A 25,186-nucleotide genomic window follows, 5' to 3' on the forward strand; every position below is an offset into this window, starting at 1 on the left:
TTTTTAGCTTAAGCGATTAAGCATCAAACGGATGGCGAAGAATAATGGTTTCTTCACGATCTGGACCAGTTGAAATGATGTCGATTGGACATTCAATCAATTGTTCAAGACGTTTCACATAGTTAATTGCCGCTTGTGGTAATTGGTCTAGTGATTTCGCCCCAAAAGTAGATTCTTTCCAGCCTGGCATAGTTTCGTAGATTGGTTTTAAAGTTTCAAATGCAAGCGCATCAGAAGAACCAACACAGCCAGAATCAGCAGCTTCGTAACCTACACAGATTTTCACTTCTTCTAAACCGTCAAGAACGTCAAGTTTAGTCAAGCAAATACCAGACAGTGAGTTCACTTCTACTGAACGACGCAGGATTTCAGCATCGAACCAGCCACAACGACGTTGACGACCAGTAGACGCACCAAATTCTGAACCTACAGTACCCAGGTGTTTACCAATTGCATCACCTGTATCTGTTGCAGCGTCATACACCAACTCAGTTGGGAATGGACCTGAACCTACACGAGTGGTGTATGCTTTAGTAATACCAAGAACATAGTCAAGGTGTAATGGACCAAGACCTGAACCTGAACTTACGCCACCAGCAGTTGTGTTTGAAGAAGTCACGTACGGGTATGTACCGTGGTCAACGTCAAGCAATGAACCTTGCGCACCTTCGAACATGATTTTCTTGCCAGCTTTACGGTAAGCGTGAAGTTCACCAGTCACGTCCATAACCATAGGCTCGATCACTTTGCGCCATTCGTCGCAAAGCGCAAGTACGTCTTCAACTTTAACTGCTTCAACACCGAAGAATTGAGTCAATTGGAAGTTGTGGTATTCAAGCAATTCTTCAAGCTGAGCTTTCAGATGTTCGCCACCACGTACCAGGTCAGCAACACGGATTGCACGACGTGCCACTTTATCTTCATAAGCAGGCCCGATCCCACGACCAGTTGTACCAATTTTCGCATTACCACGTTTTTTCTCACGAGCTTGGTCAAGTGCGATGTGGTGCGGAAGAATCAATGGACAGTTTGGAGAAATGCGTAGACGTTCACGTACTGGCACGCCTTCTTTTTCAAGAATATCCATCTCTTTGATGAGCGCTTCAGGTGAAAGAACCACACCATTACCAATTAAGCACAATACGTTTTCACGTAAAATACCTGATGGAATGAGGTGTAATACAGTTTTCTTACCACCAACCACGAGAGTATGACCTGCGTTATGTCCGCCTTGATAACGAACTACTGCAGCCGCTTGATCTGTGAGCAGGTCGACGATCTTACCCTTACCTTCGTCGCCCCATTGGGTACCAAGTACCACAACATTCTTGCCCATAATAGCCTCATTACATCATGCTGTTAAAGTTGAAAGTCCCACTCAGCGACATGAACACTGAGTAAAACAATTAAAGCGATTAAATCGTTTTGATGGTCCACTCACCGTCCACATTCACCAGCTGGTGAGTTGCATACGGTACCGAGTTTAAATCATCATTACCTAATAACTGAATTACACTTAAGCCTTGTGCACGGGTTGCCTGAATCGCATCTAACAGCGCAGCATCTGTACCCTTAGGTGCTACCACAACTTTAGCTATAGCAAACTTGCCTGCACTTAAAGCATATAAGTCACAGGAGAAACCGGTTGCCGGACGTGCACGACCAAAATGCTCACCAATGCCATCATAACGGCCACCTTGTGCTAATGCAGCAGCCCGGTTCGGTGCATAAACGGCATACATCAGGCCAGTGTGATAATGGTATGAACGTAACTCGACGACATCAATCCCAATATGCAGATTCTGCCAACGTGCCTGAACTTCATTTTTGGTGGTTTGCAGTGCATCAAACGCCTGTTTGAAGGCTGGATTTTCTAATACTTCAGCACTTAAATTCGTTTTTAAGGCATCCAGGTCACTTGCAAAACGGCCAAGCGTATAGAAGTCTGATCCAAACTTAAGATTTGCAGTAAATTCAGCCAGTTCTGGCAATGCTTTACGTTGATAAAGATCAGACAATTGGCGTTCGGTTGCTTTACTTAAACCGGCTTGTACAATCAGACTACGGAACAGCCCCACATGACCTAAGTCAAGGTGGATACTGTCGGCCAGACCTGCTTCCTGAATCAGGCTGATCATCAGGTCAACCATTTCCACGTCAGCATCAATGCTGTCAGAACCAAATAATTCTGCACCCAATTGCAATGGTGCACGTGTGGTATTAAATCCTTGAGGTTTCGTATGTAAAACCGTACCCGCATAACAATAACGAGCCACACCTTCCACTGGATGTACATGCGCATCGATACGAGCCACTTGTGGTGTCATATCGGCACGCACACCAAGCAAACGGCCAGACAGCTGGTCGATCACTTTAAAAGTGGCTAAGTCTAAATCCTGATTCGATTCTGAGAGAGAAGATAGAGATTCAATGTATTCAATAAATGGCGTGTACACCAGCTGATAACCTCGAGATGCGAGGAAATCCAGTGATTGACGGCGCAGGCTTTCGATGACTTGCGCTTGTTCTGGTAATACATCAGCTACACCATCAGGTAATAACCATGTCTCTGAAATGGGCATGTTGTAAACCTAAATTCTTGTCAGCGCGGAATAAACCGCATAAAAAAATCGGGAGCACACCCGATTTCTCCTAGTCTAGCACGATCGTTTAGGCTGTGCATCGCAATTTTGATAATTTTCTCTGACTGAACAAAGGACTTAGATAGATAAACCAAATCATCTCCCTCTTATTAAGAGAAGATAGGGTGAATAAAATTTAATAACCAACATATCAAATTGATTTTCTAATGTATTTTCACGACCAAAACAATGATGAAAAACTTATTCTTGATTCAATCCTCATCTATCCAAGGGTAAAAATTTATAAAATATCAGCACTAGATGCTTAAAAATAATACTATACAAAAACCCAATGTGGAGACTTAAATGACCAAGAAAACAGCATCATTCTGGTAGAGTTTAAAGGGACTGCAAAGACTCCGGTATTTCTTATAAACTTTCTTTCTCCTTCTAGAATAAAACCCGATCATCTCATGCCTCCCTTTCAGCCACGTATAACGCCTTCTGATGCCACTTCTCTGAGTGAGTTTCAGCGTGGTGTGAAAGACTGCATACCTTTATTATTGGGTGTAATTCCTCTGGCGCTGATTTTGGGTGCAACAACAGCACAAAAAGATTTTAGCCTGCTTGAAGTGCCTTTACTGACCGGGCTGAACTTTGCTGGCGGTTACGAGTTTGCAGTTTTAGAAGCCTGGACTGATCCACCGCATCTGCTTACCTTGATCTTTATTACTTTTCTCATTAACAGCCGCTATATTCTATTCGATGCCAGTCTGGTGTCTTATTTAAGACATCTTCCAAATCGAAAAATCTTTCCGGCATTATTAGACCTCTTGCGAAAGTATCGTTTTACCTAATTTTTGAATTGGCTAAAACCTTATAAAATGTAGCTTTGGGCTGTTTAAATTTTGACTAACGCAAGAAGTCTATTCTTTATGGTCGATGAAAGCTGGGCCTTAAGCCTGACAGATGCACAGCTTCGACTGGCACAGTTTGGATATCAACATGCTTTTAGTCTGCCTTATTATGCCGGGCTATGTATTGTTCTTTATCTGGCTTGGGTCGGCTTTACCACTTTAGGTGCTTTGGTTGGGCCGGTGTTAGGAGATATTCACTATTTTGGTTTTGATATAGCTTTCCCAGCCATTATTCTGATCTTACTGAAAGGTATGTGGAAAGGCTTTACTGGAGCCAGACCTTGGCTAATCAGTTTAATTTTTGCTGCTCTGACTTATAGCTATCTGCCAGGCAACTGGTATGTGCTGATTGATGCGCTTGCTGGCATTGTCGCTGCCTTCTGGCTAATTCAGGAGGATGAAGCATGATCCAGATGAGTACTTTTATCGCAATCTTATTAGTTGCGCTAACGACTTACTGCACGCGGATACTTGGCTATGTCATACTCAAAAATAAAACTTTGAGCAAACGTCAGCGTAAAATTCTGGAAGTGATTCCAGGCTGTGTACTGATTTCGATGATCACCCCATATTTTTTACGAGATGATCCGGCTGATCTGATAGCCATAATGGTGACACTATTCGTTGCATCACGGTTTGGCATGCTGCCGACCATTTTGATTAGCATGGCCTCGGCAGCTATTTTAAGAACCTTACTGGTTTAAATCCTTTATATAAGGCTAAGCCAGCATAAAAAGGTCTTATGACTTTGGTTCTACTACTTTAGCGAGCAGATTTACCAGTTCTGCATTTTGCAGCTCAACTTTTTGCAGTTTAGCCGTAGTCTGATCCAGTACTTCCTGCTGAACATGCATTTTTTTCGCCAGATCCTGCATAATTTCCAAGGTCTTTTTTAAATTTTCTTCCAGATGCGCCACTTTTTCCTCAACTGGCACGCCTTCCACACTTTGTGAACTCTCATTATTATTAAATTGCAGCCAGATCAAAAAAATCACAGCCAAGGTCAGTAATATGATAAATCCCCAGATCAACATCATGTGCTTGCTCTTATTCCATTTAATTATCTTTATCTTAACGAAAAAATATCCAGATCACAGAAATATTCGGCATAAATCCAGAGCTTTTCGATCAATTACGTTCAAGTTCTTATTCATTTTCTTCTAATTTTTTAATCTTGCATAAAAAAGCACCCCATTTGGGATGCTTTCAAAATAGCTTAATCTGTATAAAAGGATTCACAGAGATCCAGCAAACGGTTGGCATAACCCCATTCATTATCATACCAGGCAAATACTTTGGCCTGATGCCCCACTACCAAGGTTTGGGTCAGATCCACAATCAATGAGTAAGGCGAATGATTAAAGTCTGAAGATACTAGAGGCTCATCTGTCACAGACATGATTTCAGCAAAATCCTGACGTGCAGCGTTCATTAATACTTCATTCAACTGATGATCAGTAATGGGTGACTGGGAGATAAAGGTTAAATCAATGGCCGCTACATTAATGGTTGGCACGCGAATCGAATAACCATCAATCCGGTTTTCCATCTTCGGCATTACGCGTTTTAAAGCACCCAAAGCCGAAGATGTGGTTGGAATAATATTTTGCCCAGAAGCTCGGGCACGTCTTAAATCACGATGGGCATGATCCAGTACTGACTGATCCGCTGTCACTGCGTGAATTTCAGTCATCAGTGCAGTCTCAATACCAAAGGCATCATCAATGATTTTGACTAGAGGTACCAATGCCTGCGTAGTACAAGAGACACTGGAAATAATCTGGTCACTTTCTTTGACATCACGATGGTTGACGCCATAGACAATTGCGGCATCCACTGTATCAAACGGTGCAGCACCGATAATGACCCGTTTTGCCCCGGCAGTAATATGCTGAGTCGCAGCCTCACGCGAACGGAACAGGCCGGTACATTCCAATACCACATTAATATTCAGTTCATGCCATGGCATTTCCACCGGATTCGCCTGTCTTAACACCTGAACTTTCTGATAGGCATCGCGATAAGTGACATGCAGGTAGGCATACTCATCTTCATAAGTCAGATCAACCTGCCCCGGGAAACGACCATGAGTAGAATCATATTTAAATAGATGCAATAAGGTTTCAACGTCGGCAACGTCATTAATGGCAACGATGTCAAAATTAAAATCTTTCGGATTTTCAAACCATGCACGCAACACATTGCGTCCGATTCGTCCAAAACCATTAATTGCGATACGTTGCATCGACATTCCCTACTGCGGCATAAAACTTTGTGCGCCTATATTAATGGAATTATCCAGCTGACTGATAACTATTCAGCTAAATCCACTAAAAATTACACAGAATGTCCAATATTTCATCGAAAAATTCATACTTTACTTCAAGCAATCCAGTCTTTCTATCAGCGTGAATTAAGATAAATTGCTGTAATGACAATAGCTTTTGATTTTGCAAGGCATTTTTCTGATTTTTCCAATATTCATTCCTTATAGTTTTATGATCTATAAATATGAAAATCATTGGTTGAACAGGCATTTTCCGTTATAATTTGGCGTTTTTAAATATTTAAGCCCCGCATTGCAGCAGAGAACCAACCTTCTTGTCAGACTGTGATGTTTTTAGCCAAATCGGAAATTATGGAGTGACTTGGTTGTGAGTACTCGTTTTATGACATCAGCTGAAATTCGCGAAGCTTTTTTAAGCTACTTTGAATCGCAAGGGCATACACGTGTCGCGTCGAGTTCTCTGGTTCCTGCCAACGACCCAACATTATTGTTTACCAATGCTGGTATGAACCAGTTTAAAGACTGCTTCCTGGGTCTGGAAAAACGTGACTACGTTCGTGCAACATCTTCACAAAAATGTGTACGTGCAGGTGGTAAACACAACGACTTAGATAACGTTGGCTACACAGCGCGTCACCACACATTTTTTGAAATGCTGGGTAACTTCTCGTTTGGTGACTACTTCAAGCGTGATGCGATCAAATTTGCTTGGGATTTCTTAACCAACGAAAAATGGTTAGGTCTTCCTAAAGACAAACTTTATGCCACGGTTTACCACACCGATGACGAAGCTTTTGACATCTGGAACAAAGAAGTTGGTCTGGATGCATCTCGCATTATCCGTATTGGTGACAACAAAGGCGGTCAATACGCATCAGATAACTTCTGGGCAATGGGCGATACAGGTCCTTGTGGTCCATGTTCTGAAATTTTCTATGACCATGGCGATCACATCTGGGGCGGTTTACCGGGCACACCTGAAGAAGATGGCGACCGTTTCATCGAGATCTGGAACAACGTATTCATGCAGTTCAACCGCACTGCGGATGGCGTCCTGCACCCTCTTCCTGCACCTTCTGTTGATACAGGTATGGGCCTTGAGCGTATTTCTGCGGTTCTGCAACACGTCAACTCTAACTATGAAATCGACCTGTTTCAAAATCTATTGAAAGCTGCTGCTGAAATCATCGGTCTAGATACTTCAGACATTGAAGCGAAAGCACAAGCTGAAAACAAACCGGTTGAATACCCTGCTTCACTTAAAGTGGTTGCTGACCATGCACGTTCATGCTGCTTCCTGATTGCAGATGGCGTGAACCCTTCAAATGAAGGTCGTGGTTATGTACTGCGCCGTATTATCCGTCGTGCAGTTCGTCATGGTAACAAACTGGGTGCGACTGGTTCATTCTTCCACAAAATGCTTCAGCCTTTAATTGATGTGATGGGCGCAGCTTATCCTGAACTTGAAGCAAACAAAGCACGTATCGAAGCCGCTTTGCTGAAAGAAGAAGAACAGTTTGCTAAAACACTTGAGCAAGGTCTGAAATTGCTTGAAGGCGAATTGTCAAATCTGAAAGGTTCTGTGATTCCAGGTGAAATCGTATTCAAACTTTATGATACTTATGGCTTCCCAACTGACCTTACAGCAGATATCGCACGTGAACGTGATTTAACCATTGACGAAGCTGGCTTTGAAAAAGAAATGGCGGCTCAACGTCAACGTGCACGTGATGCAGGTAAATTCGCAATCGACTATAACAGCGTTGTTAAAGTTGAAGGCGAAACTCAGTTTGAAGGTTATGACGCAACAGCAGGTCAAGGTCAAATCATCGCAATCTACAAAGATGGCGAGCAAGTTGACGAAGTTGTTGAAGGCGACGAAGCACTGATTGTTCTGAACCAAACTCCTTTCTATGCAGAAAGCGGTGGTCAGATCGGTGATACAGGGCTCTTCAAAAACGATACAGGTATCTTTGAAGTTCAAGATACCAAAAAATCTGGTGGTGCATTCGTTCACCAAGGTATCGTGACTATGGGTAATCTAAAAGTTACTCAAAATGTTGAAACAACGGTTAAAGCCGAGATTCGTGCTGCAACTGCTCGTAACCACTCTGCAACTCACTTACTCCACGCTGCCCTACGTCAAATCCTGGGTTCACACGTACAGCAAAAAGGTTCATTGGTTGCTTCTGACGTATTACGTTTCGACTTTGCCAATGATCAGCCTGTAACTTTTGAACAGCTGCAAGAAATTGAACGTCTGGTAAATGCTGAAGTAATTGCCAATACGCCTGTTACGACTGAACTGCTCGACATCGAATCTGCGAAAGCCAAAGGTGCGATGATGCTGTTCGGTGAGAAATACGGTGAAGAAGTTCGCGTATTGTCTATGGGTTCAGTAATTGACGAGAAAAACTTCTCGATCGAATTGTGTGGCGGTATTCACGTTAAACGTACAGGTGACATCGGTCTGTTTAAAATCACGTCTGAAGGTGGTGTCGCAGCAGGTGTACGTCGTATTGAAGCTGTAACCGGTACTAAAGCGGTTGAAGCCGTACAGAAAGTCGATCGTGATGTTCAATACATCAATGGTTTGTTAAAAGCACAGAACCATCAAACAGTCGAAAAAGTTGAAGCTGTGGTGGACACTGCACATCAATTGCAAAAACAGATCGAACAGCTGAATCAAAAATTGGCAAGCTTACAAGCCGGTGAACTTTTAAGTCAGGTTCAAGAGCTTGCAGGCCGTAAAACATTAATCACTACCGTTCAGAATATGGATACAAAAGCATTACGTAACCTGCACGACGGTGTGAAATCAAAATTAGAAAATGCAGTCATTGTTCTTGCAGGTGTAGAGGGTGACAAGGTTAGCTTGATTGCATCTGTGGCGAAAGACTTTACTGCTTCTATTAAAGCGGGTGACATCATCAAACACTTGGCAACTGAGCTAGGTGGTAAAGGTGGTGGTAAACCTGACTTGGCACAAGGTGGCGCGCCACTTAACGAGAAGTTTGCTCCAGTGATGGCTGATTTAGCAGCTTGGCTTGAAGCAAAATAAAAACTTCATTTTGTGTAACTGACCCTGATCGGAAAATCAGGGTCATGGTTTATATGGAACAACTATGGCATTAATCGTTCAAAAATATGGCGGTACCTCAATGGGTACTCCCGAGCGCATTCTCAATGTTGCTCGTCGTGTGAAGCGCTGGCATGACCATGGCCACAAGGTGGTTGTAGTCGTATCTGCTATGAGTGGTGAAACCAACCGCTTGCTTGCTCTCGCGAAAGCCATTACCGAAACCCCTGACCCCCGTGAACTTGACCAAATGGTTTCTACGGGTGAACAGGTAACGATTTCCATGTTAGCTATGGCGCTGAATTCAATTGGCGTTGAAGCTAAATCTTTAACTGGTCGCCAGGTTGGTATTAAAACTGACAGCGCATTCACCAAAGCACGTATCGAATCTATTGATACTGATGTATTGACTGAAAACCTAGATACAGGCCGCGTGATTGTGGTTGCAGGTTTCCAGGGCTTTGATGCTGATGGCAATACCACAACTTTAGGTCGTGGTGGTTCTGATACTTCAGGTGTTGCCCTTGCTGCAGCGCTAAAAGCAGATGAATGTCAGATTTACACAGATGTTGATGGCGTATATACGACTGACCCTCGTGTTGCTCCTAAAGCGAAAAAAGTAGACCGTATCTCTTTCGAAGAAATGCTGGAAATGGCATCTTTAGGTTCTAAAGTTCTTCAAATTCGCTCTGTAGAATTTGCAGGCAAGTACCAAGTGCCTTTACGCGTACTCTCAAGCTTCGATAATGACACTGATGGCGCATTTGACGAAGACTTCAAAAACAACGTCGGAACTCTTATTACTACTGAACTGGAAGACAACATGGAACAGCCAATTATCTCTGGTATCGCGTTCAACCGCGACGAAGCTAAACTGACTATTCTGGGTGTTCCAGATGAGCCAGGTATTGCATCTAAAATTCTTAAACCAATTGGTGATGCCAATATCGAAGTGGATATGATTATCCAGAACGTTGAAGAAGATGGTACGACTGATTTCACATTTACTGTAAACCGCAGTGAACTCGCTAAAGCCAAAAAAATCCTTGAAGAAACTGCTCAAGCGATTGGCGCACGTGAAGTTGCAACTCGTGATGACATCGTAAAAGTGTCTATCGTAGGTGTAGGTATGCGTTCTCACGCTGGTGTAGCGAGCAAAATGTTCACTGCCCTTGCTGATGAAGGCATCAACATCCTGATGATTTCTACTTCTGAAATCAAGATTTCAGTAATTATCGAAGAGAATTATCTTGAGCTTGCAGTTCGTTCACTTCACACTGCGTTCGGTTTAGACCGTGAACATGGTGAATCTAGCGCACGCGCTTAAGAGAACTACAAAATACCGTCATTGTCTGACAGTATTTCATTAAATCTCTACAAAAATGCAGGGCCACTATAGTTTTTTTTATAGTGGCTCTGTTATATTAAGCCTAAGGATTTTCAACAGTCTGGATAGTTAACCTCTTCATTTCATGGACAGGACTTTCTATTCAAACTTTAATTATATAATTTTAGGTTGTGTTTTTTTATTACATTCAATAGATTGCAGGTTTTGCATTTTGCAAGGAGAGAAACATGCTGATTTTGACTCGACGCGTCGGGGAAACTTTAATGATCGGAGACCAAGTCAGCGTGACTGTACTTGGCGTAAAAGGCAACCAGGTTCGTATTGGGGTAAATGCTCCAAAAGAAGTCTCTGTACACCGTGAAGAGATTTACCAGCGTATCCAGCATGAACGTGCAATGCATGAACATCTTCAGCATATTGACCAGGATTATCAACCTTCTTCTTATGAAGATGATAACCAGACACAAAATAACTTTAACCGTTAATTTTGTATGAATATAAAAGCGGCTTTTAAGCCGCTTTTAATTTGGCTAATTTTCAACTGCATAGCAAAATAATCAGACTTTAGCCCGCCTGCTGCTAATCAAGCAACGCTGCCAGCACTTTTTTCACTGGTCCAAAACTACGACGGTGTTCATCAATCACCCCGTGTAAGGCAATCGCTTCAAAATGTGCTTTGGTCGGATAGCCCTTATGCTTGGCAAAGCCAAATTGCGGATATTTTTGATCCATCTCCACCATCTGGCGATCACGGGTCACTTTAGCCAGAATACTGGCTGCTGAAATCTCAGGATGCAAAGCATCCCCACCTACGACCGCATCACAACTCATCGCAAGGCCCTGAGGAATCTTGTTGCCATCGACCAGTACATGTTCCGGCTGAATACTTAATGCTTCCACAGCGCGGCGCATTGCCAGTAAAGAGGCCTGCAAAATATTATGCTCGTCGATTTCTGCTGCAGAGGCTTCAGCAATGGCCCAAGCTAGGGCTTTTTCCTGAATCTCAATAAAAAGTTTTTCGCGCTTCTTCTCGCTTAGCTTCTTGGAATCATTTAAGCCCTCAATCGGGTTATTCGGATCCAATATCACAGCCGCAGCGACCACCGATCCTACTAATGGCCCACGACCTGCTTCATCTACACCAGCAATATTCATTTTATTTCCCATAAAAAATAGGCTGAACCAGTCAGCCTATTCAAATTTGATTTTGAATTAGTTTACCGCTTCAGCCACGCAAGCGTTAATAGTATTTGCAACAACATTACCTACAATAGTCGCACGTGCTGTCGGATCAATTGCTGCAGTTGCCAAATCCACTGCAGTCACGTTTTGTGGTGCTTTTTCACTCACGCAACCACAGATTTCAGACTGGATATTCTGTTTTTGCGTTTCTGTCATTAAGCGTGTTGCAGTTTGCCAAGCCGGAATATTGTTCAGTTCAGTGACACATTTTGCATTGATGGCAATTTTAATGGCTGCAGAACCGAGTTGCTGACCTGTACTTGCTTGAGTTGTGGTGCTGGCACCTTGTGGTGCTACACATGCAGAAAGAACAAGTGTTAATGGAGCAACAACAGCCAATAATTTTTTCACGGATTTTATCCTTTTTTCAGCTTTTAAAATATGCGGCTATTGTGCCGAAGTTTATCGCAATAAGAAATCTAAAAATGAGTCATGATGTCTAATCTGCACGCAGCTAGACTCATAGCCATCACAGGAAAGAAGACTCACTACTAATCTAAAGGTAAAGTCTAGATAAGCCAGCACCCAAAAATCTTTAATTGATAAACTCACCCATACAGCCTTTTAAGCTATTGGCAATTGCTTTGCGGGTTAGCTCTTTTTTAGTTTCTTCATCAATGGTTGCTTTTAACAGGGTTTTGGCCGGCACACCTTCCAAAGCATGCTCACCCACACAGCCACACACTTTTTGCTGTAAATGCTGTTTATTGGCTTCAGCCATGAAATAAGTACCCATTTTCCAGACTTTGGAATCTTTCAGCTCTTGGCCACACTGATACTCAATCACAGGTTTCAGGGCTTTCTGAGTCATTGAGGTATCTGCACAAGCAGGATTGATTAAGCTAACAGCCAGAACAGACCACAGGAATTTTAATTTCATCTTTGGTTCACAAATCAGATTATAAAAGGCAGAGCGAACTCTACCCTCTTTGGGCGCAACGATTGACTAGAATATTGCTTTAAACAAGTGCCTGAATCAGGCTGATCCATTTCTGTTTTTCAGTATCAGAAATAAATGAAGCTTCAAAAGAATTAATTGCGAGCTGTTTAAGTTCTTCGTTGCTTAGATCTAAAGCTTCAGCAATCGCAATGAAATTGTCATTCATATAACCACCGAAATACGATGGATCATCTGAATTAACTGTCACATGCACACCGTGCTGCAACAGGCGACGGATATTATGCTGCTGCATATCATCCACCACACACAGTTTCAGGTTTGAAAGTGGACATACTGTGAGCGGCATCTTCTCTGCAATCAAACGCTGCATCAATTCTGGATCTTCCTCAGAACGTACACCATGGTCAATACGGTTAACTTTTAATAAATCCAAAGCTTCCCAAACATATTCTGCCGGACCTTCTTCACCCGCATGCGCGACTACCAGAAAACCGGCTTCACGTGCTTTAGCGAAAACACGTTCAAACTTAGACGGTGGATGACCGACTTCACTTGAATCCAGCCCCACTCCAATGATCCGATCTTTATAAGGCAGCGCTTGTTCTAATGTTTCAAATGCTGCTTCTTCACTAAGATGACGCAGGAAGCACATGATCAGATGTGAAGTAATGCCTAACTTAGCTTTCGCATCATCACAGGCTTTCTGCAAGCCATTAATTACGGTTTCAAAGGCAATGCCACGATCGGTATGCGTCTGCGGATCAAAGAACATTTCAGTATGCACGACATTATCATCCGCACATTTTTCAAAATATGCCCAAGCCAGATCATAAAAGTCCTGTTCATGAATCAGAACATTGGCACCCGCGTAGTAGATATCCAAGAAAGATTGCAGATTATGGAAATTATAAGCCCGCTTCACTTCCTCAACTGATTTATAAGGAATGCTAACTTCATTACGCTGTGCAATCGCAAACATTAACTCAGGTTCAAAGGTACCTTCGATATGCACATGCAGCTCAGCCTTTGGCAAGGCCTGAATCAATTCAAGACGGTTCATCACTACTCCTGATTAAACCTGAGAAAAATAAAAAAGGGTGCAAACTGAGTTTACACCCTTTTGATATTCGACAAAAATTAGCCGCCAAACATCCAGAACTTCAATGCCCATAGTACTGCGATGATCCATACCATGTATGGAACAGTTTTCGCTTTACCTGTCAGCAGTTTAATCAGCGCATAGCTGATAAAACCCATTGCGATACCATCTGCAATTGAATACGTAAATGGCATGAATACAATGGTCAGGAACGCCGGAACCGCTTCAGTAATATCATCCCATTCAATATGGACAATACCCTGAATCATCAATACACCGACAAATAGCAATGCTGGAGCAGTAGCAAAACCTGGTACAGATTGAGCCAATGGAGCCAGGAACAGGCAGGCAATGAACAGCAAGCCCACCACAACTGCAGTCAGACCGGTACGACCACCTGCTGCAACACCCGCTGATGACTCAATATAAGGTGTAGTTGAAGAAGTACCCAAAGCAGCACCTGCAACAATCGCAGAAGAATCGGCAAATAATGCTTTTTTCAGACGCGGCAATTTACCATCTTTTAACAAACCTGCACGATGTGAAACACCTACTAGCGTACCAGTAGAGTCAAACAGATCGACCAAGAAGAATACGAAGATCACACCGATCAGGCTAGCTGTAAACAGACCTTGAAAGTCCATTTGCAAGAAGGTTGGTGCCAGTGAAGGAATTTGACCCACTACACCCTGGAACTGGTTATAACCTAAAGCAGTAGAAATCGCAGTGATTACCAAGATACTGATAATGATCGCACCACGTACTTTGAAGTGATGCATTACCACCACTAACAGGAAGCCAAGTAGCGCAAGCATAACAGTTGGCTGTTTCAAATCACCCAGACCCACCAAGGTCGCTTGATTATCAACAATGATGCCAGCATTTTTCAGTGCTACCAGAGCCAGGAACAGGCCAATACCACCGCCAATCGCCAGTTTGAGAGACATTGGAATGGCATTGACAATCGCCTCACGTATTTTGAACATACTAATGGCAATGAAAACCAAACCTGATACAAATACTGCACCTAATGCAGTTTGCCAAGGCACACCCATTCCCAGACAGACTGAATAGGTAAAGAAGGCATTCAGCCCCATACCTGGCGCAAGTGCAATTGGATAATTGGCAATTAGCCCCATTACCAGACAGCCAATTGCGGCTGCAAGACAGGTGGCTACAAAGACAGCCCCATGATCCATCCCGGTTTCGGATAAAATCATCGGATTAACAATAATGATGTAACACATTGTCAGGAACGTGGTTACACCTGCCAGAACTTCTGTACGGAAACTGGTTTTGTTTTCACTCAGTTTGAACAGACGTTCCAGCATATTTTCTGAAGATGGATTAGGAGTCGTCATGACCTAGCCCCTATTGAGTAAACTTTATGCTTTAAGCATGCCGCCGAATCCAGGAAATTTTATAGAAAACTTCATGAATTTTAAGGATCTGTTAGCAACGAATATGCCAGCTTCGCCATTTAGCGGGTCAAAATGTTTCAATAGCGAACAGTAAGAAAACTGCGCTAGAAAAACTCAAAAAACAATCTAAACAAAAAAGCTGCATAACCCCTATGCAGCTTTTTTCATCATTAGAATCAAATACTTAATTAAAGTAAATTTGATTTAACTTTATCTTTTGCAAATTATAACACATTGATTTCTGATTGCTTCTTAGAATTTATATTTTATTAAAAATTAATATAAGTCAGTTTTATTATTATTAAATTTTCTTTTATTTATTATGATTTTATTTTTATCTTTTTACCTGTCCTCTAATCAAAAAGCTTATGCAAATCTATTAAGGTCGGGGCCGATTTGCATTCAGCAATTTAGTTGAATGTTGTACTTCTTTCAAAATCTGATGAAGCTCTTCATGTTTTCTTGTTTCGGCCTGTTGGTGAACACAATAACCGAGTAAACCCACCATCAGCACAAAAATAGGAATCGTATAAATTTTCATTTTTGTAGTTGAGTTATGTAACAGTATTGAAATTATGCTAACAAAATAACAATAAAATTGTGACATAGTTTACAAATAACCCGATAAAATGTAGTTTTTTCAATTATTTAGAGTTTTTATATTCTTCATTTTTTTATACTTCTTATTCAATTAATCATAATTTTTTGAGCCATATTTTTTTATTTTTTAGTCATTTTTTGAGTATTAAAAGAAATTAATTGATTGATTCTATTTTTTATTTTTTTAGAAATTTTTCTTTACTATATTAGGACTTACGCATTGAGGGATTTAAAAAAGTCTCAAACTACTTTATAACGTATCTGTGATCAGACGAACTAAACATGCTTCTACAGCAACTTGTACATTACCCATTTATATGGGCTTTCTCATGACAGAACCAAACTCTATTAGCTGCACACAACTTGCCGAGACTTATAATATCTCGCATGACAGTGTAAATCGCTTTTTGGAGCGTGAAGACTACACAGCTCGCGATCTATATCAAGAAGCAATTCAACACATTGATAATAATAAACTTATAGTCAGTATTGATGATACTGTTTTAGATAAGCCATATAGTCAACATATGGACTTAGTTAGCTATTTTTGGTCAGGTAAACACCACCGATCCGTCAAGGGTATTAATCTCATTACCTTGTATGCGACAGATCAACATGGCAAAAATATTCCAATTAATTTTCGAATTTATGATAAGTCAGAAAGTAAAACCAAGAATGATTACTTTATGGAGATGTTAAGTGAAGTACTCGATTGGGGTGCAAAGATTCAATTCATTACAGGTGATAGTTGGTATTCATCGACTGAAAATCTAAAAACCATAAGAAAACATGGTATTCGATTTATGTTTGGTGTCGACAGTAACCGTAAGGTTTCCCCTGAAAAAGGACAATGGTTTCAACTCCGTTTATTGCCGAATTTTCATCAGGGTCAAGTGGTCTGGCTCAAAGATGTTGGCTTTGTACAATTATTTAAGACTCAGTTAAAAGAACAGCAGAGATTTTATATTGTGCATCAAGATGAAGATGATTTATTGTCCTTTGATGGTTTTTATGAATTACATTCAAGTCATTGGAAAATAGAACAATATCATCGAGTAATTAAACAGGTTTGTCATATTGAAAAGTTTCAAGTAAGACGATCCAAGCTGATTTTGAATCATATTTTCTCAGCCTTGATGGCCTATGTTGAGATACAAAAGAACCAGTTTGAGCGGATCTTTGAAAATGTATATCGTTGGCAGAAGAAATTATTTAGACCAATTATCAAGAACTTTATTGATGAATTTATTCTCGATAAGAATCATCTGCTGCCACAGAAAATCTATAAATAATAGTGCGTAAGTCCTATATATAAATTTATCGAGTGAAAAATATCTTTTAAAGCTCACTATAGCTTTCATTATTTTATTTAGCTTTTCTTCTAAAAAATTCATCCATTTCCTGTTAAAAATTCTTCTAAATAAATGATATTTTGAAAGTTCCTTCCCTATTTTTTAATTTTTATTCAATTCAACCTAATATTGCTAAACTTAAATTTACCCAAGACTTTTAAGAAAATTTCTTCATTCAGTCTTGGGTGAATCTTTTACCTTAAGCAGCCAGCTGCTCATCACGTTTAAATACCAACTCACCTTTTAATGAACTTTCAGCATCAAAATAATACCCATCGGTATTAAAGGCTTTTAAGTCTTCAGTTCGTTTAATCTGGTTTTCAATGATAAAGCGCGCCATTAAACCACGAGCTTTCTTGGCATAGAAGCTGATGACTTTATATTTGCCATTTTTCTGATCTAAAAATACCGGCTTGATGATTTCAGCCTGAATTTTGCTTTCTTTCACTGCCTTGTAATATTCATCGGAGGCAATATTGACCAGAATTTCAGACTCTGCTGCTGCCAGGTCATGATTGATCAGGTCAGTGATGGTATGTCCCCAGAACTCGTAGAGATGAGCACCACGTGAGTTAGTCAATTTGGTTCCCATCTCCAGACGGTAAGGCATCATCAGATCCAGCGGACGCAATAAGCCATAGAGGCCGGATAACATACGCAGATGGTTCTGTGCATAATGAATCTGATCCTGCTTTAACTGGTAAGCATCCAGACCGGTATAAACATCCCCTTTAAAGGCAAAGATTGCCTGACGAGCATTGGAAAAATCAAAATCCGGCTGCCAGTCTCTGAAGCGTTCCGCATTCAAATTGGCAATTTTTTCACTGACGCTCATTAAGCTGGAAATTTCAGTTGCTGATAACTTGCGGGCAACTTCTATCAATTCCTGGGAATGTTCCAGCAATCTTGCCCGAGTAAATTGATCGGTAGGTAAAGGTGTTTCGTAATCTAGAGTCTTGGCTGGAGAAATTAAAGCAAGCATAGCAACCTGGTTAAAAAATGATTAATCAAACTATATCAGTAGACTTATTTTAATTCCAATTCATGTTTTTATTTATCATAATCGTTAAAATAGAAAATTCTCCTGCAATTTATCGGTTTGCTATGTCCGAACCAATCTTCCTCCAAGGCCCTGCTGGCCAACTTGAGGTTTTTGTGGATTATCCTCAGGGTGAAGTGAAAGGATTCGCGATTGTTTGTCATCCCCATCCATTACAAGGTGGCACACCACAACATAAAGTTCCGGTGTTACTGGCACAAATGTTTTTAGAGCGTGGTTGTATTGTCTATCGTCCAAGTTTCCGTGGTTCTGGTCAAAGTGCCGGTCTGCATGATGAAGGCTTTGGCGAAACGGATGATATACTTGAAGTCATTAAATATGCGCGTCGCCAGCATATTGACCTGCCTTTCTTGGCAGGTGGTTTCAGTTTTGGTGCACATGTCATGGCCAAGTGTTACGCCGCCCTGCCAGTTGAACTGCAACCTTCAAAAGTGATTTTGTGTGGTCTACCGACTGCAACCGTAGCTGGCCTACGTCACTATGTTACTCCACAGATCAAAGGTGATATTTTATTTATTCATGGTGAAGCGGATGATGTCACGCTTTTATCCGACATGATTGAATGGGCCAAGCCTCAACGTCATCTGGTCACGATCTTGCCTGGCGCAAATCATTTCTTTACCGGTTATTTAAAACAGCTTCGGATTGCGATGAGCCGTTTCCTCGCATTAAGCTGATCAAAAAAAACCTCATCGAATGATGAGGTTTTTTTATTCAGAAATAAAATCTTTAGCATGAATTTCATAAATTACAGCCCGATATTTAGGTTTATCTAAATGGCTAGAAATTTTCCCACCCAGACGTTCTGCAATTTTTCGGCTAGCCCAGTTTTCTTCTGCTACCGGATAGCTCAAAACTTTAATCCCTAATGTATTAAAAGCATAGCCCACAATACAACGTACTGCCTCATGTCCATAATAATGACCATGCGCCGTTTCACGAATCCAGATACCTACTTCAGGTATTTCATCATGCAGTCGATGCAAACCGCATAGTCCGATAAATTCATGTCTTTCAATATGGCGAATCACAAAGATATATTCTTTATGATTAGCCATATTGTTTAGCCAGTTTTGCCAGACTGTTGCAAATACCTGTTCAGATTCCGGTGCATCCCATGCCATAAAACGGGTCAAACTCGGGGTAATCGAGGCATAGGCTTCCGCAGCATCGGATGACTTAAAATAATCTAAAACAAGACGTTTACTTTGCAATATAGGCGAAAGACTTTGCATTTGTTGAACTAGTTCTTCCACTCAAACTCACTAAAACTTTCTTGTTCTTTCAACGATGCTTCAACAGCTTGTGCCAACTGATTTAATAAACTTTGTTCTGTAATCCGGTCCAGCCAGTCCTGTTCTTCATCCGGGTAAGAGGCGATTTCACAAATCAGGTGCCCTTCCTGGTCTCGTGTCTCACAGCTCACTGATAATGGCAACTCGTGTTCATCGACACTTACGGCCACTTGTGCGCCACTTTGCGCCAAGGTTTTAAAGCCATATTTACCGAGCTCTTCCGTCAGCAGATGTGCCACATATTCCTGAGTCTGCTGACTGCCCTGTAATTGTTCCTGGCTTTGAGGGTTGGCCATAAATTTTAATTTTCGCATTGCTACATCCAAATGGCTTTTTTGTTGTATGGTTTTAGCATAAGCCAATATAAACAAAACAGCCAAGCAAAAGCTTGGCTGTTTCATATAAATTTTAGAATTATTCTGTCACTTCAATCGCCAGACCAGCTTGAGAAGTCAGTTCAGTGAAGGTTGGGAAACTGGTTGCGACGGTTTCAGTCCCAACAATCTTGATTTCACCTGAGTTACGCAGACCTGCAATCGAGAAGCTCATGGCAATACGATGATCATGATGCGATTCAATTTCACCGCCAGTAAAGATTGGTGACCAGTCGCCTGTCTTACCTTTACCTTCGATGATGATGCCGTCATCAGTTGGTGTGCAATCAATACCCATGGTTTTCAAACCATCAGCCATCACCTGAATACGATCAGATTCTTTGACACGCAGCTCAGCAGCACCAGTTAGAATCGTTTGGCCTTCCGCACATGCAGCAGCAATGAATAATGCTGGGAATTCATCAATTGCTAGTGGCACTTGGTCTTCTGGCATATGAATGCCTTTTAACGTACGTGTACCGCGAATACGAATGTCTGCAATCGGTTCACCGCCTGCAATACGTTCATTTTCAACAGTGATGTCCGCACCCATCTGTTTCAGGATTTCAATCACACCAGTACGGGTCGGGTTAATGCCTACCGCTTCCAAAGTCACGTCTGAATTTTCAGTAATCGCTGCACCGACCATAAAGAAAGCTGCAGATGAAATATCAGAAGGCACCTGAATGTTAGTACCCACCAGCTTGCCGCCACCTTGCAGGGAAATACGGTTGCCTTCAGTTTTTACTTCATAACCAAAAGCACGCAACATACGTTCAGTATGGTCACGGGTTGGTTCAGGTTCAGTCACTGAAGTTTCACCTTCCGCCCAAAGACCCGCCAGCAGAATACCTGATTTCACCTGAGCAGATGCCATTGGCAAGTCGTATTGAATACCTTTCAGGTTTTGATTACCCGTAATCGATACTGGTGGTGTACCACGTTCACCCGTAGTTTGAATCTGCGCGCCCATCAAACGTAATGGTTTTGCAATACGCTCCATTGGACGTTTAGATAGAGAAGCATCACCCGTCATCACCGAATCAAATTTCTGCGCTGCCAGCATACCGGACAGCAAACGCATTGAGGTACCTGAGTTGCCCATGTAAAGCGCAGACTTCGGTGCTTTCAGACCTTGCATACCCACACCATGAATGGTCACTTCACCATTTTTCGGGCCTTCGATGCTCACGCCCATGTCACGGAAGGCTTGTAAAGTTGCAAGCGCATCTTCACCTTCAAGAAAACCCGTCACATGCGTTGTGCCTTCAGCGATGGCACCAAACATGATGGAACGGTGTGACACAGATTTGTCACCTGGCACGGTAAATTTACCCTGGAACGTCTTGGCACCTGGTTGAATGGTAAATTGTTGTGTCACTTTATTTTTCTCCATGAGAGGTTTCTTGGCGAGCATATGATTGAAGTGCTGACGCGCGGCTTGCGCATGCCCCAACAAGCCCATTAAAGCTTGTGAATCTTCATCTTCAATCAGCTTGCGGATAATCGCGAGTTGAGCTTCAAAGCCGTCCACGGCATTGAGAATCGCCTTTTTATTAGCAAAAAAGATGTCATGCCACATTTGTGGATCACTGGCGGCAATACGCGAGAAGTCGCGAAAGCCACCGGCAGCATAACGAAAAATATCCAGATTGTCTTCGCGCTTGGCCAGTTGTTCGACCAGGTTGAAGGCCATCAGATGCGGAAGATGACTGGTATGGGCCAGCACTTCATCGTGCTTTTCCACATCCATACAAATCACTTCCGCTTTAGCCACCTGCCACAGTTGAATCAGTTTATCGACCGCCCATTGTCCGCTGCTTGGTAACGGCGTCAAAATCACCTTGTGATTGGCAAATAGATCGACCTTACCTGCATGCACGCCGGTATGTTCAGCACCCGCAATTGGATGCCCCGGCACAAAACCGGCTGGTAGATTTTCACCAAATACGGCTTTGGCTGCTTCTACCACATTACCTTTGGTACTGCCGACATCAGTCAGGATGACATTTTCCGACAAATAAGGCTTGATCGTTTCTAGCACTTTCTGGGTAGCACGAACAGGTAATGCCAGCACCACCAGATCTGCTCCTTTAACGGCTTCTATAGGATCTGCATAGCCGTGGGAAATCAGACCAAGTGCCTTGGCATCTTCCAAGGTTTTTTGTGAGCGGGTTGATGCCACGATGTCATTGGCTAAATGCTCAGCCTTGATGACACGCGCCAGACTTGAACCAATCAGTCCAAGTCCGATAAAGGCAACTTTTTCAAACAGTGGCTGCAACATAACTTAAGCTTTCGCCTCTAAGCCAAGCACTTTGCCTAATGCAGCAAGGAATTTGGCATTTTCAGCTTCAGTACCAATCGATACACGCAAGTGGTTTGGAATACCCACTGGACGCACGATCACACCTTCTTTCAACAACTTGTTAAATGTTTCCGCTGGATCAGCCTGTACATCGACCAAGATGAAATTCGCGCGTGAAGGTACATAGTTTAGGCCCAAAGCTTTGAAGCCAGCTTCTAGCTGTGCCATACCTGCTTTATTTACTTCACGAGATTTCTCGATGAATGCTTCGTCTTTCAGTGCAGCAACCGCAGCCACCATCGCTAAATGGTTGACGTTAAATGGCTGACGGATACGGTTCAGGTAATCAGTTACTTCAACAGATGCCAAAGCAAAACCAACACGCAGTGCAGCCAGACCATAGCACTTAGACAGCGTACGGCTCACGATCAGATTTGGATACTGTTTCAGGAATTTCAGGCTGTTGAAGTTTTCCGGGAAATATTCCACATAAGCTTCGTCCAGTACCACGATGACATTCGCTGGCACTTTCTGCATGAAGGCTTCAAATTCAGCTTCTTCAAACCAGGTGCCTGTCGGGTTGTTCGGGTTCGCAATAAAGATCAGCTTGGTGTTGTCTTTCACCGCAGCCGCCATCGCTTCAAGGTCATGTGAGAAACCTTTTGCTGGGACTTCAATTGCTTCTGCATTAATCGCTTGAGTGACCAATGCATATACCGCAAATGCGTGCTGGCTATAAATCACTGAATCTTTTTCAGAAACAAATGCACGGGCAAATATTTCAAGTAAGTCGTTTGAACCATTACCCAAAGTAATCTGATCATGATCAAAACCGAATTGTGTCTTGATCTGATCTTTCAGGATAAAGCCACCGCCATCAGGATAACGGCCAATTTCCGCCAGTTCCGTAGCCACTGCTTCTTTGACTTTATCTGAACAGCCCAGCGGGTTTTCATTTGAAGCCAGTTTTACGATATCAGTGATGCCCAACTCACGCTCAAGTTCACTAATCGGTTTACCTGGTTGATATGGCTTTAAGTTAGAGATGCCTTCATTGGCTGGGACAAACGACATTTTATACTTCCGATTTACAGATGAAACAGTGGTTAGCACCCTCGCACTAACCACGAAAGGCTGCTTTTATAAAACAGCTGCAGGATATGAACCAAGCACGCGGACTTCTTTCACAAGCGGACGAATTTCTTTGATCGCAGCTTTAACATTTTCCTGCTCAATATGACCTTCAAGATCGATAAAGAATACATAAGCCCATTTTTCAGGAAGTGCAGGTCGAGTTTCAATACTGGTTAGACTAATGTTGTGTTTGGCAAATGGAGCCAGAATCTCTAGCAATGCACCGGCACGGTCATGTGCAGAAACCAGTAATGAAGTTTTATCATTACCACTTTGTGGCACTTTTTCACGGCCAATTACCAGGAAACGTGTAGTGTTTTCTGGATTGTCCTCAATATTGCTGTGCATAATCTCAAGATTATAAATATTCGCAGCAATTTCAGAAGCAATCGCAGCAGAATGCCATTCATTCTGAATACGGCGCGCAGCTTCAGCATTTGAACTGAGTGCCACACGCTCTACACCTGGATAATGAGCATCCAGCCATTTACGGCACTGAGCCAGAGTTTGCTGATGTGCATAGATCTGTTTAATACTGTCTTTACGGGTATTTTCAGAGATTAGGAACTGGTGATGAATGGGTAATTCTACTTCGCCAATCACATTCAGATGCGAAGTCTTGAAACAGTCTAAAGTATGGTTCACTACACCTTCAGAGGAGTTCTCAACCGGCACCAGACCATAATGTGCACTGCCCGCTTCTACTTCACGGAACACTTCATCAATGGTGGGTAATGGACGAACCACAGCATCATGACCAAAATGTTTCAATACTGCTGAGTGTGTGTAGGTACCAACAGGTCCCAAGAATGCAATACTTTGCGGTGCTTCAAGCGCCAAACAAGCCGACATGATCTCGCGGAACAGACGTGCCATCGTCGTATCTGACAATGGTCCTTCATTGCGCTCCATAACATTGCGCAAAACCTGTGCTTCACGTTCCGGACGGTAAAACAGCGGATTTTCTTCAGATGCGAATTTTGCTTTTGCTACAGCCTCAGCCAAACGTGCACGACGGTTAATCAATTGCTGGATTTGTTGATCAACTGAATCGATATCTTCACGAATTTTAGCCAAGTCTAAAGAAGCCGTTGTGTTTTGATCGTCGTTGATCATCGTGATGTCGCCCTTCATAAACCTTATCTGTGCAGTATAACAATTAGTGCGCTGCAAATGTTACACAATATAACTTTAGTAGATTAATTCTTAAAAACAGGGAGTTGTTTTTAACCGTTCATCGCTTTAGTCATATCTGGTAACATTTCTTTCAGCATTTTCGCATGTTTTACATTATCAAATTGTAAACTTTGCCCGCTCATCTTAACTGATTTCTATCAAGATGAAATATCACTATTTCTTAATCTACATAACGATTTTAAGCATAAGAAAATAAAAATAAAGCCATCTCGATCTCTCTAGTTTGACTACTTAAAATTTGAGTGACAGTTCACAATAAAATGCCCATAGAAAACTGTTTTTTTGATCATTTTCCTTTGATTTAATTGGATTTTTTACACTAAATCACTATTTAGTTACAAAGCAGAGACGTTTTTTAAACCTTAAATCGCTAGTCTAATTTAAAACTATATTGGGGGTGCCTATAATGCCAAAAAGAATAGCGGTACTTGTAACGAATAATTTTGAAGATCTTGAATATACTGAGCCTGTTGCGGCCTTACTCGCTGCAGAGCACAGTGTCTGTAATATTGAACTACATGCCGGAAAAGTCGTACATGGATTACATGGCCAGTCGAGTGTAATCATTGATCGGGGAATTGATCATATCAGTATTGATGATTTTGATGGCCTACTCATTCCGGGCGGTGAATCGCCTGTATCCCTCGCCAACGATACGCGAGTCTTACATTTCATTCAGGCTTTTAATGAGGCCAAAAAGACCATCTTCAGTCTTTGTGACGCATCTTTATTACTCAGTGAAGCTGATGTTTTAAAGAACCGGATTATTACCAGTATCCGTGCGCATGCACCTCGGGTACAACATGCGGGTGCGACTTATTATGATGTCGAACTGGTCAATGACAATAATCAGCTGATTTCATCTCGAGTACCCAATGATTTGCCAATTTTTATTCATGAATGTCTGGATGTATTAAAATCTTAAAATAATAAAATATCTAGATTTCAAGAATATTCTTTCCATAAAAAAAGAGTCCATTTCGGACTCTT

At 41.9% G+C, this 25,186-nt stretch carries 22 protein-coding genes and 1 pseudogene; 8 read left to right on the top strand and 15 right to left on the bottom strand.

The features are described 5' to 3' along the window. Positions 1–16 precede the first annotated feature (16 nt). Positions 17–1,336, bottom strand: a complete 1,320-nt coding sequence (locus tag F897_RS12570) for an adenylosuccinate synthase (RefSeq protein ID WP_004784184.1) — start codon at positions 1,334–1,336, stop codon at positions 17–19. 79 nt (positions 1,337–1,415) lie between these two features. After that, positions 1,416–2,582, bottom strand: coding sequence for an ATP phosphoribosyltransferase regulatory subunit (locus F897_RS12575; protein ID WP_005236429.1), 1,167 nt, complete (start codon positions 2,580–2,582; stop codon positions 1,416–1,418). Positions 2,583–3,055: 473 nt separating this feature from the next. Between F897_RS12575 and F897_RS18250 the strand changes: the two are divergent. Continuing rightward, a pseudogene (locus F897_RS18250) lies at positions 3,056–3,907 on the top strand (AzlC family ABC transporter permease). Then, entirely contained in the window at positions 3,904–4,203 is a 300-nt protein-coding gene (locus F897_RS12590; RefSeq protein WP_005236432.1) for an AzlD family protein, read from the top strand. Before F897_RS18250 ends, F897_RS12590 begins: the two are co-directional and overlap by 4 nt. Before the next feature lie 36 nt (positions 4,204–4,239). Here F897_RS12590 and F897_RS12595 read toward each other — a convergent pair whose 3' ends face one another. Beyond that, positions 4,240–4,536, bottom strand: a complete 297-nt coding sequence (locus F897_RS12595) for a hypothetical protein (RefSeq protein WP_005236433.1) — start codon at positions 4,534–4,536, stop codon at positions 4,240–4,242. A 179-nt stretch (positions 4,537–4,715) separates the two neighbouring features. Further along, positions 4,716–5,744 (bottom strand): type I glyceraldehyde-3-phosphate dehydrogenase, encoded by a 1,029-nt coding sequence (locus tag F897_RS12600; protein WP_005236434.1) that lies wholly within the window; start codon positions 5,742–5,744, stop codon positions 4,716–4,718. A gap of 409 nt (positions 5,745–6,153) precedes the next feature. On the opposite strand from F897_RS12600, the gene alaS reads away from it, so the two are divergent. From alaS to csrA, 3 genes are all read left to right on the top strand, one after another. Continuing rightward, entirely contained in the window at positions 6,154–8,847 is a 2,694-nt protein-coding gene (gene alaS, locus F897_RS12610) for an alanine--tRNA ligase (RefSeq protein ID WP_171065453.1), read from the top strand. A gap of 64 nt (positions 8,848–8,911) precedes the next feature. Beyond that, positions 8,912–10,192 carry an aspartate kinase gene (locus F897_RS12615; RefSeq protein WP_005236437.1) on the top strand — a complete coding sequence of 427 codons (1,281 nt, stop codon included), beginning with the start codon at positions 8,912–8,914 and terminating at the stop codon, positions 10,190–10,192. A 248-nt stretch (positions 10,193–10,440) separates the two neighbouring features. Then, complete coding sequence (gene csrA / locus F897_RS12620; protein WP_004784202.1) at positions 10,441–10,698, top strand: carbon storage regulator CsrA; 258 nt, start codon at positions 10,441–10,443, stop codon at positions 10,696–10,698. 94 nt (positions 10,699–10,792) lie between these two features. Here the strand turns inward: csrA and rnhB are convergent, their stop codons facing one another. The 5 genes from rnhB to F897_RS12645 form a co-directional block, all read right to left on the bottom strand. Further along, a complete protein-coding gene (gene rnhB / locus F897_RS12625) occupies positions 10,793–11,368 on the bottom strand; it encodes a ribonuclease HII (RefSeq protein WP_005236446.1) in 576 nt (191 codons plus the stop codon). A 57-nt stretch (positions 11,369–11,425) separates the two neighbouring features. Beyond that, positions 11,426–11,806: a hypothetical protein gene (locus F897_RS12630; protein WP_005236447.1), complete on the bottom strand. Its 381-nt coding sequence runs from the start codon at positions 11,804–11,806 to the stop codon at positions 11,426–11,428. A 184-nt stretch (positions 11,807–11,990) separates the two neighbouring features. Then, complete coding sequence (locus F897_RS12635; RefSeq protein ID WP_005236449.1) at positions 11,991–12,335, bottom strand: hypothetical protein; 345 nt, start codon at positions 12,333–12,335, stop codon at positions 11,991–11,993. 79 nt (positions 12,336–12,414) lie between these two features. Beyond that, positions 12,415–13,416 carry an adenosine deaminase gene (locus F897_RS12640; protein WP_005236451.1) on the bottom strand — a complete coding sequence of 334 codons (1,002 nt, stop codon included), beginning with the start codon at positions 13,414–13,416 and terminating at the stop codon, positions 12,415–12,417. Positions 13,417–13,493: 77 nt separating this feature from the next. Further along, the gene (locus tag F897_RS12645) at positions 13,494–14,816 is read right to left on the bottom strand and encodes an NCS2 family permease (protein ID WP_004815389.1); all 1,323 of its coding nucleotides are present in this window, start codon (positions 14,814–14,816) and stop codon (positions 13,494–13,496) included. 923 nt (positions 14,817–15,739) lie between these two features. Between F897_RS12645 and F897_RS12655 the strand changes: the two genes are divergently transcribed. Further along, the gene (locus F897_RS12655) at positions 15,740–16,768 is read left to right on the top strand and encodes an IS701 family transposase (RefSeq protein WP_077067961.1); all 1,029 of its coding nucleotides are present in this window, start codon (positions 15,740–15,742) and stop codon (positions 16,766–16,768) included. Between the two features lie 259 nt (positions 16,769–17,027). Here F897_RS12655 and yaaA read toward each other — a convergent pair whose 3' ends face one another. Then, positions 17,028–17,810, bottom strand: a complete 783-nt coding sequence (yaaA, locus tag F897_RS12660) for a peroxide stress protein YaaA (RefSeq protein ID WP_005236457.1) — start codon at positions 17,808–17,810, stop codon at positions 17,028–17,030. A gap of 122 nt (positions 17,811–17,932) precedes the next feature. Between yaaA and F897_RS12665 the strand changes: the two genes are divergently transcribed. Further along, the gene (locus F897_RS12665) at positions 17,933–18,565 is read left to right on the top strand and encodes an alpha/beta hydrolase (RefSeq protein ID WP_034581042.1); all 633 of its coding nucleotides are present in this window, start codon (positions 17,933–17,935) and stop codon (positions 18,563–18,565) included. 33 nt (positions 18,566–18,598) lie between these two features. On the opposite strand, the gene F897_RS12670 is transcribed toward F897_RS12665, so the two are convergent. The 5 genes from F897_RS12670 to pheA form a co-directional block, all read right to left on the bottom strand. Next, entirely contained in the window at positions 18,599–19,144 is a 546-nt protein-coding gene (locus F897_RS12670; protein WP_005236461.1) for a GNAT family N-acetyltransferase, read from the bottom strand. Further along, complete coding sequence (locus tag F897_RS12675; RefSeq protein ID WP_004815377.1) at positions 19,132–19,497, bottom strand: hypothetical protein; 366 nt, start codon at positions 19,495–19,497, stop codon at positions 19,132–19,134. The genes F897_RS12670 and F897_RS12675 overlap by 13 nt, the downstream gene beginning before the upstream one ends. Positions 19,498–19,597: 100 nt before the next feature. Beyond that, on the bottom strand, positions 19,598–21,844 hold the full coding sequence (locus tag F897_RS12680; RefSeq protein WP_005236462.1) for a bifunctional prephenate dehydrogenase/3-phosphoshikimate 1-carboxyvinyltransferase: 2,247 nt from the start codon (positions 21,842–21,844) through the stop codon (positions 19,598–19,600). A 3-nt stretch (positions 21,845–21,847) separates the two neighbouring features. After that, the gene (gene hisC / locus F897_RS12685) at positions 21,848–22,939 is read right to left on the bottom strand and encodes a histidinol-phosphate transaminase (RefSeq protein WP_005236465.1); all 1,092 of its coding nucleotides are present in this window, start codon (positions 22,937–22,939) and stop codon (positions 21,848–21,850) included. 66 nt (positions 22,940–23,005) lie between these two features. After that, the gene (gene pheA, locus F897_RS12690; RefSeq protein WP_005236466.1) at positions 23,006–24,115 is read right to left on the bottom strand and encodes a prephenate dehydratase; all 1,110 of its coding nucleotides are present in this window, start codon (positions 24,113–24,115) and stop codon (positions 23,006–23,008) included. Positions 24,116–24,602: 487 nt separating this feature from the next. Here pheA and F897_RS12695 point away from each other — a divergent pair, with 487 nt between their 5' ends. Beyond that, positions 24,603–25,121 (top strand): DJ-1/PfpI family protein, encoded by a 519-nt coding sequence (locus F897_RS12695; RefSeq protein WP_005236467.1) that lies wholly within the window; start codon positions 24,603–24,605, stop codon positions 25,119–25,121. The last annotated feature ends 65 nt before the right edge of the window (positions 25,122–25,186 follow it).

Source organism: Acinetobacter variabilis, assembly GCF_000369625.1.
GTDB classification, from domain to species: domain Bacteria; phylum Pseudomonadota; class Gammaproteobacteria; order Pseudomonadales; family Moraxellaceae; genus Acinetobacter; species Acinetobacter variabilis.